The following is a 19,432-nucleotide window of genomic DNA, read 5'->3' on the forward strand; positions in this document are numbered from 1 at the left end:
CCTCATCTATATTATAGCTATTTATATTTATCCCCCTTTCAGCCATTTCATCTCTCCAAAGCATTATAATCATTCATTACTTTACGATATTTTAGTATGTTATATTGTGATTGCTGTTGCTCATTACCAGTTTTAACATCCATCGCTAAATAACAAAAACTCTCAGTTATATCGGTAGCTCTCGAGGAGCTAGAATGCACGCCTCTTTTAGTGGCATCAAACTCATAGAGACCGTTAATGCCACGTTGGCATTTCTCAGCATCTATTCGGCACGTGCCTAGCAGATTTCTGGCTTTAGTTATCATTTCTTCCCGTAAATATTTCCTACCAATAGCAAAAGGTGGGAAGCCTACTTTTTCTGCTATTTCATTGGCTTGTTGTAAGCGAGTATCCAAAGTTGGCATTTGTCTTTGGTTCATATCATGGGGCAATACATTACGTCCATATTGATACGGTCTAGTTCTTAAATGATTAAGATAAAACTCTAAATTTTTACCCCTATTCATATAAAAATCGATAATATCAATATAGTCTTTTTTCTCTTGAACAAACCAAATCACCGTATAATCAACAATACCTATATCCCAGTAAGTGTTAACCTGATAGCTTGCATCAAATGGCACATAGCCAATACGCCCCTGACTTTCAGCCAACCGTAATTGTTCAACAAAAGTACCACCTTGATCAGCTCTCTTGTAACGATAAGCAGCAAAGTCACAATAAAACTCTCTTTGAATCTCTTCATTAGTCATGTCGACCGAAGCCAACTTATTTTTATCGACTAATGGTTGTCCCTCATTATCCGTAGTATCTTCAATAGTTTTTATTTGGCAAAATACTTCCGGACTATCTTGGTATTTCCGGTATAATTCTTCACCATGTGTCAGTTTTGGATTATCGGAAGGAGTGTACAAATAAAGCAACCAGGCATTATTACGAATTACCATCGGCTCTATAACACAACTCATAGCTCGTGGATCATGGTAAGAATATTCCGAGATAACTGCTCCCTTAATACCACTACCCCTGATAGTAGCATAACGATCACTACCAACAAACTGAATCACTGAACCATTTTTAAATAATATCCGTTGCTTATATTGCTGACTACGAGCAATAATGCCTTTAGGGATAAATGACATATAGGGACGTCCTGATAATGTCATACCATCCCATACGCTCATTTTAGCTTGATTATAGGTAGGATAGACATACCAGTAAATGCCAACTTCTCGAATAGCACTAGCAGTGATCCAATTAATACCCATAATATCTTTACCAGCCCTTCTATGCCAAATGGCAATAGCTTTCTTACCACCCGAATATAAATATCTCCACAAAGGTAGCTGAAATGGATAGGGACACCAGTCCACCGGAAACTTGCTGCTCGTAGATCTAGGTAGCTCTTTGTTGACTTTAGCTTTACTAGTAGTTTTCATCACTGTGGTCTTACTTTTCTTAATTAATTGAACCATCTGCCCCATAAGACTCTATTTCAAAGTTAGTTACATCAATCATCTTTGCCATTTCTCGGGTTTTTACTGTTTGTTCAGTTTCATCACTATTTTTCCTATGGTAACTAGCACCATTCTTTCTCATTTGATATTTCTGGGAATTAGCTTTAAGATATTCTAACAACGATTTAGAGCAATATTTTTTCTTAGTAGCAATTGCCTGATTATCCTTGTTATAAGTCACTTCCTCATAACCATTAATTGCTCTGTCATATAATACCCCTTCTGCTCTATCTACCGCAATGGCTAAAGCTAAATTAACGCATTTGGCTAAATATTTATCGCTATTAATAATCCGGTGCAACCTAAGTGGCGAGATACAACCAGCCTTCTTAGCGGCGATAATGATGTTACCATGCTCACAAAGATATAATAGGAAATTAGAGATATCCTCTATTAAACCAAACTTACTGATGGTACTAGATGATATCTTTGCTAAATATTTTTCAAACAAACCATAATTTTTAATCATATATGTCTCTTTAAAAATCACTTGTAATTACCTCTATTATACCTGACTTCCAGGCTTTTTACCACTTGAAAAATAAAAATTAAAAAAGTGAAAATTTTTAATAACAAATAATTAATTACCTTAAAAAAATTTTTTGTAAAACGCCCCCCTATACCCTATTTTATGCTGCATGTACCCCCGGATGATTTTGCGGCAATTTTTGCAAAAAAATATAAAAAAGTGACAAAAATTACTAAAAATCTTATCAAAATAGCTATAAATGGTAAATTTAGGGTCGGGGTTCTGCTGTTTCAGCAGAGGCTCTATTCTTACAAGCCGCATTACTCTTATATTTTCTAAATCCTTACAATTTCATATGTGATTCATATGTACTTTTCAACCTTCAGTAACTGGTTGATTATTATTAACCTCTTTGTAATCTTTCTTTTTTTCGCTTAATACAATTAATCTTTTCTTCTATTTGCCATATGTTATACCGCCACCATTCTATCAGCATTGATAACCTCAAAAGTAAAATTCTGGCTGCTGCAAGCATCTTCCAAAGCTCTCCTGTAATTATTCTGAATCCAAGCACCAATAAAGGCAGTGGCTGGTTTGAGAATGATCTTCTTGCTAGTCATATCCTCTTCAATGGCTTCTAACTGGCTAAACCATGCTTTGTCGATGAACTCACCCTGTGACTTTAACAAATATTCCCTTATTTTATACCATACTGACTTTGGGTCTAGTTGACTTAGCCCCGAATACACTGATGCTGATTTATTGCTACTGTCAGTGGTTTTGTTGCTAATAATATCCAATAGATCAACCTGCTTGCCGTATACCTCCTGCACTTGATTGAGCAATTGGCTTTTATCATTGTCTGACAAAGATATATCTGCTAAATCAATCTTGTATTCATCGTTAAACACTCCTACAAACCGACAACTAGTCAGCAATTTATAAGCAGTATCAGGCTCAAAGGCTGCAGCAATTTTGCGTTTTAACTGACTCCGTGGTGAAGTATCCTGATTTGCTTCTATCTTCAACAAATAAGCCTCTTTTGCCTTGGTAACATCGTCTATCTTGAAGTTAAAATTATCATTATTTACCAAATTTGATTGACGCATTTCACGAATCAAAGCTATTTTCATGTAATTCAGTACTGCTTGCTTGCAAGGAAAGCGATTATCAGGATATTGTTCACTAAGTTTAATCAACAGCTTGTTGATATAACTCAAATTGAAGTCACGACCTGATCTCATTCTTAGCAAAGCCCCATCTTCTTTGGTCAATGGGTGAAACTCCTCTAGCTTCTTAGATGCATACCAGTTTTTAGCCTTTTTGGCAATATTGCTAATCCAACTTACTGATTCCCTACTTGGCTGTTGCTCCCCATTATTCCCTGAATATCCACCACCTGTTGAATCTGAGTCTGACTCATCATCGGTTGGAGCTACATCACCAGAATTGCAGTCTGTTGAATTGTCGGGTAACGCTTCACTTAGTGAGTTTACCGTTACCTCAGGCGATAAATTAAAGCTTTGCTCCTGAGTTGATTCAAGCTCTGACAAACTTTGTTCACCTGGACTTATCGTTACCTCAGACAGCAAATTAAAGCTTTGCTCCTTAGTTGACTCAGGTTCTGGCAAATTTTGTCCACAACTTTGTCCACAATTTTTTTTATTTTTTTCACATCTAGATAAAGATATAGATATATTATTATCTATTATATTGTGTGGGGGAAATTTTTTTTCATTCGGGTTAGATTTTTCTTCTGATTGAGTTAAAATTTTTCGATGGCTAGATTGACTATTTGTGTGATTAAAGTGATAAGAATTATCATTAGCTTTACGAAAACTCATAAATTTCTTAAGGAGTTTGATACATAAAATATTGCGGCATTTTAGGTTATATTTGATTGTAGTAATTAAAGTGAAATCAATGAACCCACTTGTTTGTAATTCTTTTAGACATTGTCTAACCCTTCTTTGACAAACTCCTAGTTCTTTTTCGAAGAAGTGATAGCCTTCTTGCAATTCTTCTGATAGTTTATCTTTTTGATAAATCTGTAAACGAGAAACTATCAATGATAAAAGTCGACGAGAAGTTGTACTTAATCGTTTATTACAATTATTGGTAAGATTTCGCCATTCAGGTGGGATAAAATTGCCAACAAAGTTATAAAAGATGATATCATGTTTTTCAATTAAAGGGTTAGAAAAAGTTAATGATTCTGTCATACTTTTCCCCCTTGTAATAGGGTTGAAAATAGATTTTTTTGTAGATCAAATTTCAGGATTAGCACATATGGTGCACATATGAAATTCTTAAAAAGAGTAAGAAAATTCTGAAAGGCTAATAAGTAAAGGTTTAAGAGAGGAGGTGGAGAGGGAAGGAGTGTCTGCCTGTCACGCAGAAGGTCGCGGGTTCGAGTCCCGTCACTCCCGCCAAAGACTTATTAGGGTTTCAGGACTTTTCTAATTTCACTAAAAAATCCATATGTGTTCTATATGTGTTATTCAAGTTAAAATTCCTGACATATAACATCCTAAAAAGTCCATCTCTAACTGGTCTACAGAGGGAGGGTATATGACGGAAATTTTAACTTTCCCCTCCACTTTTGTCGATAATCGTGATACTATCTTTTACAATGTAGTTGACAATTTCATTCCATATGAGTGGCGAAATCTTACTAACAATTGTGGCAAGCGATTAAGTATCACCGCTCGTCAACTTTTGTCGCTGATAGTTTCTCGCCTACAATTTGATAACAAGAGGGATAAGCAAGTAGAAGAATTACAGGAAGGCTATCTTTTTTTCCAGCAAAAGCTAGGAGTTGGTCAAAGACGGGTAAGGCAATGTCTATTAGAACTGAAAGACAGTGGTTTGATTGATTTTTATTCAACTACTCTGATTATACGTAATATGAGATGTCCTCATATCCAATGTATCAAACTTCTTAAAAATTTTGTCAGTTCCCGTAAAACTAATTATCACTCTAATCAACAAGAATTTTTAAAACAATCTGAAACAAACCATAACCCAATAGGTCAGAATATTCAGCCTAACCGGCAAAAAATTTCAGGTCAACCTGAAAAAAATTGCACCTCAACTGAAAAAATTGAAAAAAATTTTTCCCCACTCAATATAATAGATAATAATATATCTATATTTATATCTAGATATGGCAAAAAAAAATTTTTTGAAGAAAATTGTGGACAAAGTTTGGAAGAGGGTAAATCAACGGAAGAGCAAAGTTTACAATCGGAAGCAACGGTAAGTTCAGTAAGTAAGATACTACCGCTAAATTCTAGCGATGATTGTGGGGAAAATAAAAAAAATTGTGAACAAAACTGGGTGGAAGGTAAGTCAACGCAAGAGCAAAACTTTCAATCAGAAGGAGCGGTAAGTTCAGTAAGTAAGATACCACCCATAAATTCTAGTGAGTCCTCTCCAATCAGCGATTCAGGCAGTGAGTCAGAGTCTGACTCAAAAGATGATGATGCAGATAGTGGTGGGGTTAATCAACAATCTTGCCAAAAATTGGCTGGTGTGATTAGCAAAATTGCCAGCAAGGTTAAAGGTTGGGGTTTGCCTCAGAAGTTAGAGGAGTTTCACCCATTGACTGAAGACGATGGCGATGTGCTAAGAATGAGATCAGGACGTGACTTCAACTTGAGTTTTATCAACAAGTTGTTGATGAGACTAAGCGAGCAACGTCCCAATAATTACTTTCGCAATAAGCAAGCCGTGCTAAGTTACATGACTTTGGCTTTGATGCATGAAATGCGTCAACCGGCTTTGGCAAATAACGAGAGCTTTAACTTCAAAATGGATTATACTGCTAGGACTAAAGAGAGTTATTTGCAGAAGGTAGAAGCGAGTCTAGACACTAGTCCAACAAATCAACTGAAATATAAGATTGCTGGAGTCTTTGAGGGTGATACTGCCTATAAGTTGCTGACTAGTTGTAGTTTCTTAGGGGTCTTTGGCGATGTATACAGGATTAAGCTAACACAGGATATTAGCTTGCTTGAGCATGAAAAAAGCAAATTATTCAATCAAGTACAAGCGGTATACGGCAACAAGGTACAGCACTTGGAGATTATTAACAAACAAACTACCACAACTACCGATAAATCAAAATCAAGCTATTTAGGACTAAGCCAGCTAAATCCACAGTCAGTGTGGTACAAAGTACGGCAATATTTACTGGAATCTTATGGTGAATTTGTTGATAAAGCATGGTTTAGCCAGTTAGAAGTGGTTGAGGAGGATATGAGTTGCAAAAAAATCATTCTCAAGCCAGCAACAGCCTTTATTGGTGATTACATTAAGCAGAAGTATGGTATGGATCTAAGGCATGCTTTTAACAGTCATAATTTTACTTTTGAGTTTATAAAAGTTAATAATGGTGCAATGGCAATTTAGAAAGATAGCACTTAAAGCTATTTTAAGCGTATTTATAAGAGGATTCTAATTTTTAGCTAGAAAGATATATTATACCAATTGCAATAATTAACACGGTGTGTTTATCCAGTCTCTATACATAATTGATTTTACTAAATCTACATTATGAGCAAATTGATTCCAAGCGTAACAAGCCATAGTGACGATATCTTCATATACACCATAACATTGGTTAGACAAGAAATGATTTTTGATCCATTCCCAAACTTGTTCCATTGCATTAAGTTCCGGTGCATAGGGCGGAAGCGGTATCAAAGTGATATTGCTTGGCACAGTTAGTTTTTTGGCTGTGTGCCAACCTGCATTATCCGTTAGTAAAGCTATATGTCGGTTGCCTTGAATACTGCGAGAAAGCTCTTCTAAGAATTTATTCATTGCCTGTGTGTTTGCATATGGTAAAATTAATGCAAAAGCTTCTCCTGTATCATGGCAAGCAGCTCCATAAATATATGTTGAAATGAATTGCTGTTGCCGAACTTTACGGGGTCTAGTGCCACGCTTAGCCCATATACGAGTTAAGCTACCTTGTTGCCCAACTCGAGTTTCATCCTGAGACCATATATCAACTTTACATCTATCGATATTTTTTGGTAATAATTTTGTTAACATGTCTGGGAAGTTTTTTTATATGTATTTTGAGTCTCTTGATTTGACTTTGGATGCATTGAACGAGAAGTAATCCAGCTAAAACCAAGGCGGTGCATAGTATTGTAGACTGTTTTTAAAGCGCATTTAGCACCATATTCCTCAAGTAACATGATATGTAGCTCCTTTCCAGTTATATACCCACCAGTTTTACTTTCACTGAGCGTATTGATTTTATCAAAAAGAGCAGACTCTTGTATAGTGTTAATCTTCCTAGGGGCGCCGCTTCTTTGTGATTCAAATAATCCTTCAAAACCATGATTCCTAAATCTTCTGAGCCATGATTGCACAGTTTTCCAGTGTGACTTCACTATTTCAGATATGGCTTTTAAAGATTTGCCTAATTGAAGGTGATACATCGCCAATAAACGTATACGATTTCGACCATGCGGCTCATGTTTCATCATTTTTATAAAATCATGACCATGAAAACCTTGTGGTAATATTAACCTAGCCATTTGAGTACCTTTATCAGTTAAAAACCCATTTTACACCACTGCGTTAATTATTGCAATTGGTATTAAAAACAAATAACACTATTATACGAGTCTGTATTTGCGAAATTTTAAGATGTTATAGTTTGATAAAACTAATTGTATTAGTTGAGAAGAGAATAATTACAATAGGGTTAATAATGACAAGGGATTATTTAGTAAATTTTTCATTTTAAAGAAAAACCAGCATGTAACCAGCATGTGGAACTATGAAAACTTAAAAATTTTGAGAGTAATGGGGTTTGCAAGACTTTAGTCCTCTGCCAGTTTGGCAGAGACTCTTGCCCTAAATTAGTTATTGATAGCTATTTTAGCAAGATTTTTATACTATTTTTATCGGATTTTTCATTTTTTTTGCAAAAGTAAACTTCGTAAAGTCAATAGGGGGCTATGCGGCATAAAATCAAGTATAGGGGGGCTTTTTGTAAACTTTTTTTTAAGGTAATTAATCGCTTATTATTAATAATTTTCATTTTTTATTCTCAATACTTAAGAGTTAATTCACTCTTGAAATTATCTTATTTATTCCACGCTATAGGACTAATTTGGTAGTTGTTTAAAGTTAACAGCAAGAATATAAAAATGTAAAAAGTAATTCATTTGCAAGTAACATTGAATAGAGCTATAATATAAGATATTGCAGGTATTCTATGGATTATTAATGATCAAGAGTTACAGTTTATTTGAAAAATATTTAGAAAAGATCTCATCTAGCACTATTAGCAAATTTGGTTCAATAGATAGTATCTCTAGTTTTTTGTTGTATCTTGGTGAGTGTGGCAATATTGTTACTGCTGTTAGCAAGGCTGGGTGTATTTCGCCGCTTATGTTACACCGGATCATTCACAGTGATAAATATCTAAACAAATGTGTTAATTTAGCTTTGCAATGTGCAGTAGATAGAGCAGAAGGGGTTTTGTATGATCGAGCTATTAATGGCTATGAGGAAATAACCTATAACAAAGATAATCAACCGATTGCTATTAAGAAAAAATATTGTTCCAAATCCCTGCTGGAATATCTTAAAGCTAATTCTAAGAAATATCAAAATCAAACTAGGAAAGGTGATGGTAGTAGTAATAGGAAAAGTGCTAATAGTACTGAGCAAAGAGCAAGGGATATAGATATAACGAGGATGGTAACTAATTTTGAGGTAGAATCTTACGGAGCAGAGGATAGCAGCAATGAAGAAAAATGATGTTAAGGTGGAAAAAAGTATTAGCAAAACTATTACTGCTGAAGCTATCAAAGCTATTCCTAGGTCTAAAAGCTTTAAATTCCCAGTAGACTGGTCACCCTATCCATTCCAACTACCTTTGTGGAGGTATTTGTATTCTGGCGGTAAGAAAGCCATAGCCATTTGGCATAGAAGAGCTGGTAAGGATATTATGGGTATTAACTGGATCACTGCTAGTGCTATTCGGGAAGTTGGCATTTACTGGTATGTCTATCCTACCTATAATCAATCTAAAATGTCTGTTTGGGACGGTATGACCTTGTCGGGTCGTCCCTATATGTCATTTATCCCTGATGGTATTATTGCCCGCAGTCAGCAATATAAGCAACAGATATTGTTTAAAAATGGTTCGGTGATTCAGTTTGTTGGTAGTGATCGTTATGCCAGTATCAGGGGTAGTGGTATTAAGGGAGCAGTAATTTCGGAATATTCCTACCATGATCCAAGGGCTATGAGTTGTGTTATAGAGCCAATGGTAGTTCGTAATGATGCTTGGTTGCTTTATTTGTATACGCCAAGTGATAACCCGAAACTAACGCATGGTGAGGAGTTGTATCTTAAATACCAAGATAGTCCTGGGGTGTTTTGTCAAGTCAGAACTATTGAAGATACTACTGATAATGAGGGTAAACCATTAGTTGATAAAAGTAAACTTGATTCAGTCGATATGACTAATGAAGAGATTCGCCGAGAATTCTATTGTGACTTTGAAGCATATCGTTATAAGAGGGCTGATCAAGGCGGTACTTTTGTTGAACAATTACGGCTAGCTGAAGAAGAAGGACGTATTGGTTATGTACCACATGACTCAGCCTATCAGGTTCATACTTACTGGGATATTGGCATTGTTGACTATACAGTGATTTGGTTTGTCCAAGAAAAAAAGGACTCTATTGATATTATCGATTTTTACATGAACAGGGGCAAGGATTTAGAGTTTTACTTGAATCATTTAAGAACTAGACCTTATCAATATGGACGCAATGTCTTACCGCATGATATGAGTCGAAGACAAATGCCAACTTTGGATACTAGGTTACAACAAGCCAACGAGATTGCCCAGCAAGTAGGATTTTCACCTTTTACCATTGGTAGGAAATATTTACGAGAGGAGATGATAAGTAAGGCAAGAATGCTACTAGGTAAATGCCGTATCGACGTCCAAAAATGTCAACGTGGTATTAACGGACTTTATGAGTTTGATGCCAGCAAAAGAGGGGTGCATTCTAATTCCTCTAGAGCTACTGACATAGTAGAAAGTTTTTGTTATCTCGCGATGGACGTTAAAACTGGTAATGAACAACAGCAGTCACAATATAATATATTGCAACACCGTAGGGTAGTGAATGATTATAATGCCTTGGAGATAGGAGTTAAGAAATGAGATTAACATTTTGTTCAGTTATATTTTTACTATTAGTAGGTACTATAGTAATATCTATAAATAATTTACGATAGGATTATGGGTGGAATTTGGAATTATCTTACCGGTAAAGATAAAAGACGACAGAATCGTCTGTACAATGAATCACGAGATCGTTACAATAATTACGCTAGTGAAGCACAAACTACTATCAATAATTTATCACAGCAATTGCAACATGCTCAGCAGGGTTTGCGTTCTTTAGAAGAGCAACAATACCAAGCTAGCATGAGAAGCTATGAAATGCAGAACCAACTGGATTATTATACTAGACAATATGAGAGTGGTTTAAAAAACTTAGAGTCACAAAGATCTAGTTTGTCCGCATCAGCCAATCAACTGAAACAAGCTTTTGAAGGATTTAAACAAAAAACTCCTGCTCTTGATGCAAAAATAAGTGAGGTAGAGCAATTACCAAGCAACTTCCAAAACCTGTATGATCAGATAGCCCAGCGAAAAGAAAGTTTGAAAGGTTTAACTGAAGAGGAAGCCGGTAGCCACATTTCTAAATATCAGCAAGACGTAGAGAGTCTAAAAAAGCAACGTGGCGAAGTGGAAAGCAAAATACGCCATTCGATGGATAGTATCACCAAAGAGCATCAACAACTAACAAGGGAAAAAGCTAATCTTGAACATCAGCTTGCTAACCACCAATCACAGCAAAATCGATTGTTGCAGGATAGTAGTAACTTTGATAATACTAGACAACAATTAACCAGAATTATTGAACAATACAAGGAAGAACAAAATAGACAAGAACAAATTGCTGCTGACTATGCAAGACAGCAATCGCATGCTGAAGGGTTGCAAAACCAGTTAAAGAGTTATGGGGCAGCAGCTCAGAGTCAGTTGGATAGCTATGGCAGAGATTTAGAATGGCGGGCTGGGAAGTATCAAAAATCTGCAAGAACTACTGGATTAGTACAAGGATTGGGGCTAACGGCTTTAACCTTTGGACTTGGGTCAGGATTAGGAGCAATTGGTGCTAAGGGTTCAGTACTTGCTGGGATAGGTTCAGGAATCAAAATGTTATCTCCGCTTGTTGGTATAGGTCATTATATGAATAGAGCCGATATTGGTCGTAAACTTGCTGGTTTTGAAAGAATTAATCTTAACAACAATGATCCAAGTATAGGTGCTGATTTGTCGCGAATAGCAAGATACGGTCCAGCAGGATTAGGAAAAATAGCCATAGATGAGCTTGGTGGTCTAAAACAATCGCTGGAACATTTTAATATGCGATCAGTACCACGATTAAAAGATTTACCGCCGTTACATGAATCTCTTGGCAAAATCACATCCCTTAGAGATATTGAAGGATTAACTCTAGGCTTGCCTAGTATGACTGCAGCTAGTGGCAAAAAATATAACCATGAGGTGCTATATAATAGTGACTTCCTCAAGAAACTTAAGAAAGTATCAAGAAAATTGGCAACACCATATTTAACAGCTAATACAAGTTTAAACTCAAGAGTTATGAACTATGCATGATAATGATTTAAATAAAAAGATTGAATATTTTGATAATCTGAAAAGCAAGCGGGAGAAATGGAATCAGATATGGGATGAGCTAAAGAGATATGTCTGTCCACAAACTGAGAGTAATAAGGTAATATTTGATTCTACTTCCATTTGGTCAAGGGAACAATTAGCCTCAGGTTTACAAAGCTTGCTAGTTAATCCATCAATGAACTGGTTTAACCTGAGTATAGTAGTTGAGGATGAAAATCAATACCAAAGTAAATTAACATCAGCTGAGCTGAACATGCTAGCCCAAATGATAGAAAAAGCCATAATGGATATATTCAACAATCCAGCTTCTAATTTCTACAATCAGATTCATCAGTTTTTTCTAAATCTAGCTGCCTTTGGTACAGCGATATTCTATGTTGAAGAAGACCTATTATTGCCCCAAACTCTATTTTTTCGTAATATTAATTTACAGGAATGTTACTTTGAAGAAGATAAATTTGGTTTTGTTAATACCATGTACCGACTATTTAGCATGCCAATTAAAGCTGCATCAGCTAAATGGTCAGACTTTGCCGATTTCAAGGAAAGACTAGCTAAGAATCCTGATGAAACAGTAGAGATATTGCACATAGTTAGCCCACAAAGTGAGAATCAGAGAGGTAAAGGTGGAAAAGGGTTAATGACAACACTTGCCTATAGCTCAGAATATATCTACTTATCTGAACAAAAAATTATCAGTCAATCAGGATATTCGTATTTTCCGTTTTTTGTTACGCGGTGGATTAAAGAAGAAGGTCAAGTATACGGCTATGCTCCAGCTCACCATGTACTACCCGATATAAAACTACTAAATAGTTTAAGACAAATTATCCTGAAAGTAGCCCAAAAACAATTAGACCCACCATTATTAGTTCCCAAGGATGGCTACTACTTACCGCTCTATACTACTCCAGGTAGCGTTAACTTCTACCGTAACGGTATGGCAGATAAGATAGTACCATTAACTGGCATGGAGAGTATCATTCCAACTGAAATTGAACAAAATCAATGCCGCGATGCGATATTTAAGGCATTCTATATTGACATATTCAGAATGCAGAAAGAAAACAAAGAGATGACTGCCACTGAGGTACAAATTAGAACGGAGGAACAATATCGGTTAATGTCACCAATGGTGGGTAGAATCGAGACGGAATTTCTAAACCCGTTAATCACTGCAATATATCAGACGCTGATAAAATATAACAGAGTACCGATCCTTGAAGGAGCAACTAGCCCACCTGATATTGAGATTGAATATGTCTCACCATTATCCAAGGCTCAAAAATCATCAACGATATCTGGGGTTGAGCAAGTAGTGAGCTTTTTCCAAAGGAGCGGCATCAGTAACTTCTACCCTGAAATTTATGACAATATAAATTGGGATGAGTGTTTTAAACTATTTTGTGAGCTTAGAGGAACACCAAGCTCAATTCTCAAGAGTGAACAGGAAGTATTGCAGCTTAGACAACAACGCAAAATGATGCATTTACGACAACAGATGCATCAACAAATACAAGGGCAACAAAATGAAACTATCAATTAATTGTTCAGCAATTTCTCAATCTTCATCCCAACGCTCAATACTCACAAAAGAGCAATTAAAATCAATTTATTGCAAGCTTTTTAATGGAGAAGATGGTAGAATAGTCTTAGAAGATTTAGCCCAAGTCAGTGGTGTATATCGTAGCAACTTCATTCTGCAAGAAAGTGACTACACCGCCTTCCTAGAAGGGCAACGAGCTTTGTTGTTGTATATATGTTCACAAGCTTCAGAGGATGAGGGAGTTGATAATATTGAAGGTGGTAGAATAGATTAATATAATAAGAATATTTTTTAAAAGGATGAGATAATAAAGTTTATGACAAGATATTTAGATCCAACGAACGATGTTGCCTTTAAAAAATTGTTTGCCGAGGACAGTATAAGGTTGATGAGTTTCTTAAACAGCATTATGAGATTGCCGGATAGTTTAAAGATTACGGAACTCGAATATATTACCAATGAACAAGTTCCTGATCTCGGACAAAATAAGAGGAGTATAGTTGATGTTAAAGTAAAAGATAACTCAGGTAATACATACATTGTTGAAATGCAAAACGGCTATGCTGATGCTTTTTTAGCTAGGGTGCAATTTTACGGTTGCGTAGCATTTTCTTCACAACTGAAAAGAGGTAAGAGATATGCTGATTTAGCTCCTGTAGTTATGGTAATAATTACTTCAGGATTCTGTGCATTACCTGAAGAAGAGGAATGTATTAGTTTTCATCAAATTATCAATGTAGATAATGGCAAGAACCACCTCAAATGTTTATCTTACGTATTTGTTGAACTGGATAAATTTACTAAGGAAGCAAATGAGCTTGAGACAATGGAAGATGATTGGTTATATATGATGGCTAAATTTGATAAAGCCAAAGAGCCACCAGAACATACCAAGGATAAAACAATACTCTCAGCCTATCGGACTATCGAACAATTTAACTGGAGTGAGAAAGAATATGAGGCTTACCTAAAAGCTATGTTGGTAGCTCAGACCGAAGAACTAAATTTGGAAAGTAAATATAATCAAGGTAGAGAAGAAGGTAAGGCTGAAGGTAAGGCTGAAGGTGAAAAAAAGAAAGCTATAGCAATAGCAATAGAGATGTTGAAAGAAGGGTATCCTATAGAGACTATAAGTAAATTAACAAAACTATCTATAGAAGAAATAAAAAAGCTACGTGATGATTTGGCTAAAGAGACAACTACTGATAGTTAATGAAAATTAAATGGCAAAGAATATGGGCTTATTGTATTGCCAAAATAGAGGATTACGTTGGTCATCCGCTACATAGCTAAGGACTCTAGTAGTCATAACCATAATACTAATTATATTGTTAATGACTATTATATAAAGTTTTTTGTCAAATTTCTAAAAAATTTACGTATAAAATTATCAATGAGTAAAATATGAGCGAAGAAGCAAATATTATTAACCATGAAACTGGCAGCAGCAATAGCAATGATTCATGGCTAGCTAGTTTGCCGGAGGAGATCCGCAAAGCTGAATCACTGAGCAAGTTTAAAGATGTCTCTTCTTTGGCACAGAGCTATTTAGAAGCAGAAAAAAGCTTGAATCAGCGGGTTGTTGTGCCAAAGTCTGAAGCTTCAGAAGAGGAATGGCGTAAATTTTATTGTCGCTTAGGATTGCCTGAGGATAAGAAATATACTGATAAAAGAAGTAAGGAAGATGAAGAATATCTAGCTCGCTATGAGGAGATGTTTTACCAAAGCGGTTTATCTAAAAAGCAGGGTGAGAAGTTACTGGAAAATTTGTATGCTTTCTCGCAGGATTTGCAGAAGCAGCAGCAAAAAGCTATTGAACAAGCTAGTCACTCAAATATTGATTGGCTAAAAAATAATTATGGTAAGGAGTTCGACAGCAAGATGACAGTAATGCAAGCAGCTTTGTCTAAATTCGGTACTAAGGAACTAGCTGGCTTAATTGAAGAATCAAGTTACTCGCCAGCTTTAGTAGATTTATTAGTTCGGGTTGGTGAAACCTTAAAATCTGATTCATTAGTTACTGGTAATGAACCACCGACAATTAGCAGTCAAGATAAGGCATTGCAAGAGATTAATAGACTTGAATCTGATGGGGAATTCATGGTAAAATTAAATAGCAAAGAGCATACGGGGCATCATCAAGCTGTTAAACGTATGGAGGAATTGTACAAGATAGCTTATGACAAAAAACAACAATGAATAACAAAAATAAAGTGAAGAAATAACAACTAAAATAGGTGATAACTCGTTTTAAAGGCTGCTGCTCGCAATAACCTATCCTAAAAGAGCCACTGCAATATAGTGCTTTAAATATTAGATTTTTTAAAATAACAAATTATTTCTCAAATTAGATTTTAAAAAAGTTTATTGATAGGAGAAAGAAAATGCAACAAATAACTGACAGCCTTAAGGAACAATTTGCTAAAAATATTAGCTTAGTGATCCAGCAGGAAGGGTCGAAGTTACGGAAATGTGTTACTAACGGTACGCAAGATACTGAGGTAATTAGCTTTGAGTCAATGACTAACCATGAGGTTGAGAGTAGAAACCGGCAGCCAATTGATCCTGATGATCATCTGCATGGTCATTATGCGGAAGCCGGCAATGCTCAGCGATTAGAACAAATAGAGTTTAAAATACCGACTATTTCAAGACGGTTTTTGACGGCATCGAGCTATCACTGGAATGCCACAATGGATAGGAACGATAAGCTAAACCTGTTAACTGATCCAACCTCGCATTTTCCTAAGATGGCTGGTTGGGCAATGGGCAGACAACAAGACCGAGTAATTATCAAAGCTTTTGCCGGGTCAGTCCGAGCAGGTCGTACTGGCAGTAACGTCATTAACTTTGATGTAGCAAGTAATGTAGTACCAGTGGGACTCAATGTTACTGATGCTGATTTAACCTTAAATGCTCAAATATCAGCTGTCGAGAACAAAGACATCATCCTACAGAAAAGAGCGGGATTAACTGTTGAAAAATTAATAAAAGCCCATCATATCTTAAAAAAACGTTCTTTTGGTATGTATGATAAATTATACTTACTATGTTCAAGCAATCAAATCTCTGACTTGCTAGGTGATCCGCAAATAACCAATTATGATTATAATAACGTTAGAGCCTTAGTTAGCGGTGAAATTAACAGCTTTTTAGGATTTACCTTTATTACTAGTGAAATGCTGGGCGGGATATTTGATAATACCGGTGATGCCGGTCATCCTAAATATGCTGTTAGGGATTGTTATGCTTTTAATGAAGGAGCAATGAGATTCAACACAGTCAATGGTTCTAGCAAGAAAGGCATAGAAGAGCTAGTACAATATCATTATGCCAAGGTGCTATATTACAGTGAAGCCTTTGGTGCGAGTCGAGATAATGAGCAAGCAGTGGTAGTGATTAAATGTTTAGAGAATTATGACCCAACTAGCCATAATGGTTCACTGTGGCAAGCAGTAGCTAATACTCCTTACCGAAAAGGTTTACATAGTATGACTATGCCGGGCAGATGTTTGGTAGTCAATGTCGTAATGTTGATAATAGTGAGGATATTAATGATGAGCATTTAACAATAATGGCTAACAACAACTTATCTACTGTTAAAAAGCCACGGGTAGTAGTAATGAGAACAGCAGGTGGCGATGTTGGTGGTGATAATGATGATATAGATGGTGGTATAGTCGAGAGTGAAGACGATGGTGATGATAAAACGATAAATGATTAATTACCGTGAAACAGGAATTATCAAGAAAGCAGTGGTAATACTTGGAGCAAATGGCGGTATTAGTAGTAGTAGCGGTAGAATATCGAAAGCCGAAGAATTATGTGAGGAATTTGTCAATACTGCTATTGAAGATACTGTACTAACGGTTAAATGGTCATTTGCCCTGAAGAGAGTTGATAATATTGAAGCTCATGAAATTACTGGCAACAACTTTACTGAAGTAGCAAATATTAATGATTGCATTAAATGTGCAGTAATAGTGCCATCTAATCTGCAATTTTACACTGAAGCAGGTAAGATTTACTTCAAGGGAGGTAAACTTACCTCGCTGTTTTATTACTCTAAAAGAATTATCGATAATTTGTTAAATAACGATACTACTACTTGGCAACAAGTTCCATCTGGGTTTAAGTTACTAGCTGCTTTATCATTGGCTTGGCAAGTATCATTTGCTATGTATTCTGATAGTTTGTTTACCGATGGACTGAAGAAGCAATATTTAATTAAATTAGATGAGACAACAAGGATTTACTCTGTCGATTATAATCTGATTAACTCCGGGGAGATATGATAATTTTGCCAATAAATTATATATATGCAGCAAGAACAATTTGTCTATTCGCAAAAAAACAACTTTTCAGGTGGTGAGCTAACTCCAACCATTGAAGGAAGAACAGAGCTAGCTTTGTATCAGAACGGCGTTAAGAAGCTGATCAACTTTATGCTACTACCGTCAGGTGGTATTATGCGGAGGCATGGTACACAGTTTGTTCATTTGTTCAGTGACAATGTACCAAGGAAAATGGCAGCAGTGATGTTTTCAAGGAAATTATCATATTTGTTAGTCTTTGAATCGCACAAGTTACACACCAACTGCTTATTCTTTGTTGGCGGTGAGTTGTTGCTAACCAGTAAAGTTATTAAAGATGATGGGCAGGATTTTCATTTTCGTCTCAAGGATTTTTCTTATGTAGTGTTTCAAGGGATTGCTTATATTTCCTTTGGTGATAAGCGACCGATTTTTAAATTTTCTATTGACCCGGAGATTGTCGAGCAGTTTTATGAGCATATTAAAGATCAGGGGAGGCAAAGACAGGAGAAATATAATGAAAGAGCTGAAATAGCCTCGAATATTAGCATGGAGCTAGCCGGCAATTTTCCTGGTAAAGATAAGATGTTTATTATTGAGCCGCTAAAATGTCAGGTAAATTATTTTACCACAGGACAAACTAGCTTAGATAGGCAAGCTAACAAGATACAAAAACCTTTCAACGAAGTAATTTATGGAGCAGAAGTAGATAAAATTAATGATGAGCTAAAAGCCATTCACCAGCGGGCAATTAGACAAGCAGCAGGGCAAGAAGCTGGTCAAAGTAATATCTATCAAGCTAGGTCGGAGAAATTATATTGTGCTTCGGTAGTAACTTTCGAGAACCGACTGTGGTGCTTTGGGGTTAATAAAAACATCCACTCAATTTGGGCAAGTTATAAGGGTGATTTCAGTGATTTTAGAATGGCTTATAAGACTTTATTGGAAGCCCGAAATCCATTAACTGCTTTTGCAGCTACTTTTTCTTCGGCTACTTTTGATAATGTCCTATGGTCGATTCCGTTTGGCGATGAATTATTACTAGGCACTAGTGACGGTATTTATTTGGTTAAAGAAGGCGATCGAGCTAAGGGCGAGTTTATTAAAATCCACAAAGAGATTGATCTACCAATATCCTTAATGCAACCAGTAATACTTGGTAAAACTATCTTTTTTGTTTCCGGTAACGGCTGTAAAATTAACAGTTTATATTATTCACGGGAAAAAGGTGGTTTTCAGATATCTGATATCACTGCCTATGCTGAACATATATTTGCTGGCGGTATTAGGCAAATTGTTGGTAGTAATAGTCCATTTTCGATGATAGTGGCAGTACTAAAAAACGGATCTTTTGCGAGTTTTATCTATTCGCAAGATTTAAAGATTATGGGCTGGTCACAACATTGGTTAGGCGGTAACGGTGAAGTATTAGCTATTACGCCTATTTATGCGGAAAATGCTGATATGTTGTATTTACACGTTCGGAGAAACGATGATACTGGCATAGGCAGCAGGGAATATCTTGAAGTGCTACACACTCGTTATTTCTCTGCCAAGAATTTCACCTTAGAGCAAGCGGTATATGCTGATTGTCATGTGAATATCAAGCAACCGGGGGAAAATGCTATCTATCGTTCAATCATGCAAGTATTAAAGGATGATACTGCCTATGAGTTTAGAGGAGGCATTACCAAGTTAGAGCATATTGTACAAGCTCAAGCAGAAAATATCCTAAAACTTAACGTACGTCAGTTCGGGATAAGATATAGATGAAATAGTAATAGATAAAAGGATTGTCAAAAAGGAGTGCCTGCAGTATTTATA

17 protein-coding genes are annotated in these 19,432 nt (G+C 36.0%); 12 read left to right on the plus strand and 5 right to left on the minus strand.

Features of this window, described 5'->3' with window-relative positions; translation table 11 throughout:
- Positions 1–47: 47 nt before the first annotated feature.
- The 3 genes from NBW66_RS10895 to NBW66_RS10905 all read right to left on the minus strand — a co-directional run bounded on the left by NBW66_RS10895 (position 48) and on the right by NBW66_RS10905 (position 4,208).
- The gene (locus tag NBW66_RS10895) at positions 48–1,439 is read right to left on the minus strand and encodes a hypothetical protein (RefSeq protein WP_250310990.1); all 1,392 of its coding nucleotides are present in this window, start codon (positions 1,437–1,439) and stop codon (positions 48–50) included.
- Between the two features lie 19 nt (positions 1,440–1,458).
- On the minus strand, positions 1,459–1,986 hold the full coding sequence (locus NBW66_RS10900; RefSeq protein WP_250310991.1) for a hypothetical protein: 528 nt from the start codon (positions 1,984–1,986) through the stop codon (positions 1,459–1,461).
- Positions 1,987–2,456: 470 nt separating this feature from the next.
- Complete coding sequence (locus tag NBW66_RS10905) at positions 2,457–4,208, minus strand: DnaA N-terminal domain-containing protein (protein WP_250310992.1); 1,752 nt, start codon at positions 4,206–4,208, stop codon at positions 2,457–2,459.
- A gap of 349 nt (positions 4,209–4,557) precedes the next feature.
- Between NBW66_RS10905 and NBW66_RS10910 the strand changes: the two genes are divergently transcribed.
- On the plus strand, positions 4,558–6,399 hold the full coding sequence (locus NBW66_RS10910) for a DnaA N-terminal domain-containing protein (RefSeq protein ID WP_250310993.1): 1,842 nt from the start codon (positions 4,558–4,560) through the stop codon (positions 6,397–6,399).
- A gap of 87 nt (positions 6,400–6,486) precedes the next feature.
- Here NBW66_RS10910 and NBW66_RS10915 read toward each other — a convergent pair whose 3' ends face one another.
- A complete protein-coding gene (locus NBW66_RS10915) occupies positions 6,487–7,047 on the minus strand; it encodes an IS630 family transposase (RefSeq protein ID WP_250310543.1) in 561 nt (186 codons plus the stop codon).
- Positions 7,041–7,541: a helix-turn-helix domain-containing protein gene (locus NBW66_RS10920; protein WP_250310542.1), complete on the minus strand. Its 501-nt coding sequence runs from the start codon at positions 7,539–7,541 to the stop codon at positions 7,041–7,043. The genes NBW66_RS10915 and NBW66_RS10920 overlap by 7 nt, the downstream gene beginning before the upstream one ends.
- Before the next feature lie 697 nt (positions 7,542–8,238).
- On the opposite strand from NBW66_RS10920, the gene NBW66_RS10925 reads away from it, so the two are divergent.
- From NBW66_RS10925 to NBW66_RS10975, 11 genes are all read left to right on the plus strand, one after another.
- Positions 8,239–8,775, plus strand: a complete 537-nt coding sequence (locus NBW66_RS10925) for a hypothetical protein (protein WP_250310994.1) — start codon at positions 8,239–8,241, stop codon at positions 8,773–8,775.
- On the plus strand, positions 8,762–10,198 hold the full coding sequence (locus tag NBW66_RS10930; RefSeq protein WP_250310995.1) for a hypothetical protein: 1,437 nt from the start codon (positions 8,762–8,764) through the stop codon (positions 10,196–10,198). Before NBW66_RS10925 ends, NBW66_RS10930 begins: the two co-directional genes overlap by 14 nt.
- Positions 10,199–10,276: 78 nt before the next feature.
- Positions 10,277–11,728: a coiled-coil domain-containing protein gene (locus tag NBW66_RS10935; RefSeq protein ID WP_250310996.1), complete on the plus strand. Its 1,452-nt coding sequence runs from the start codon at positions 10,277–10,279 to the stop codon at positions 11,726–11,728.
- Positions 11,721–13,295 carry a portal protein gene (locus NBW66_RS10940; protein ID WP_250310997.1) on the plus strand — a complete coding sequence of 525 codons (1,575 nt, stop codon included), beginning with the start codon at positions 11,721–11,723 and terminating at the stop codon, positions 13,293–13,295. Before NBW66_RS10935 ends, NBW66_RS10940 begins: the two co-directional genes overlap by 8 nt.
- Positions 13,279–13,569, plus strand: a complete 291-nt coding sequence (locus NBW66_RS10945) for a Bbp19 family protein (RefSeq protein ID WP_250310998.1) — start codon at positions 13,279–13,281, stop codon at positions 13,567–13,569. The genes NBW66_RS10940 and NBW66_RS10945 overlap by 17 nt, the downstream gene beginning before the upstream one ends.
- A 42-nt stretch (positions 13,570–13,611) precedes the next feature.
- On the plus strand, positions 13,612–14,508 hold the full coding sequence (locus NBW66_RS10950; RefSeq protein WP_250310999.1) for an Rpn family recombination-promoting nuclease/putative transposase: 897 nt from the start codon (positions 13,612–13,614) through the stop codon (positions 14,506–14,508).
- A 191-nt stretch (positions 14,509–14,699) separates the two neighbouring features.
- Positions 14,700–15,494: a hypothetical protein gene (locus NBW66_RS10955; RefSeq protein WP_250311000.1), complete on the plus strand. Its 795-nt coding sequence runs from the start codon at positions 14,700–14,702 to the stop codon at positions 15,492–15,494.
- A gap of 185 nt (positions 15,495–15,679) precedes the next feature.
- Complete coding sequence (locus tag NBW66_RS10960) at positions 15,680–16,864, plus strand: phage capsid protein (RefSeq protein WP_250311001.1); 1,185 nt, start codon at positions 15,680–15,682, stop codon at positions 16,862–16,864.
- A 5-nt stretch (positions 16,865–16,869) separates the two neighbouring features.
- Positions 16,870–17,019, plus strand: coding sequence for a hypothetical protein (locus NBW66_RS10965; protein ID WP_250311002.1), 150 nt, complete (start codon positions 16,870–16,872; stop codon positions 17,017–17,019).
- Positions 17,012–17,590, plus strand: a complete 579-nt coding sequence (locus NBW66_RS10970) for a hypothetical protein (protein ID WP_250311003.1) — start codon at positions 17,012–17,014, stop codon at positions 17,588–17,590. The genes NBW66_RS10965 and NBW66_RS10970 overlap by 8 nt, the downstream gene beginning before the upstream one ends.
- A gap of 24 nt (positions 17,591–17,614) precedes the next feature.
- Complete coding sequence (locus tag NBW66_RS10975; protein WP_250311004.1) at positions 17,615–19,381, plus strand: phage tail protein; 1,767 nt, start codon at positions 17,615–17,617, stop codon at positions 19,379–19,381.
- Positions 19,382–19,432: the final 51 nt, after the last annotated feature.

The organism is Rickettsia endosymbiont of Oedothorax gibbosus, from assembly GCF_936269705.1.
Taxonomy (GTDB): Bacteria; Pseudomonadota; Alphaproteobacteria; order Rickettsiales; family Rickettsiaceae; genus Tisiphia.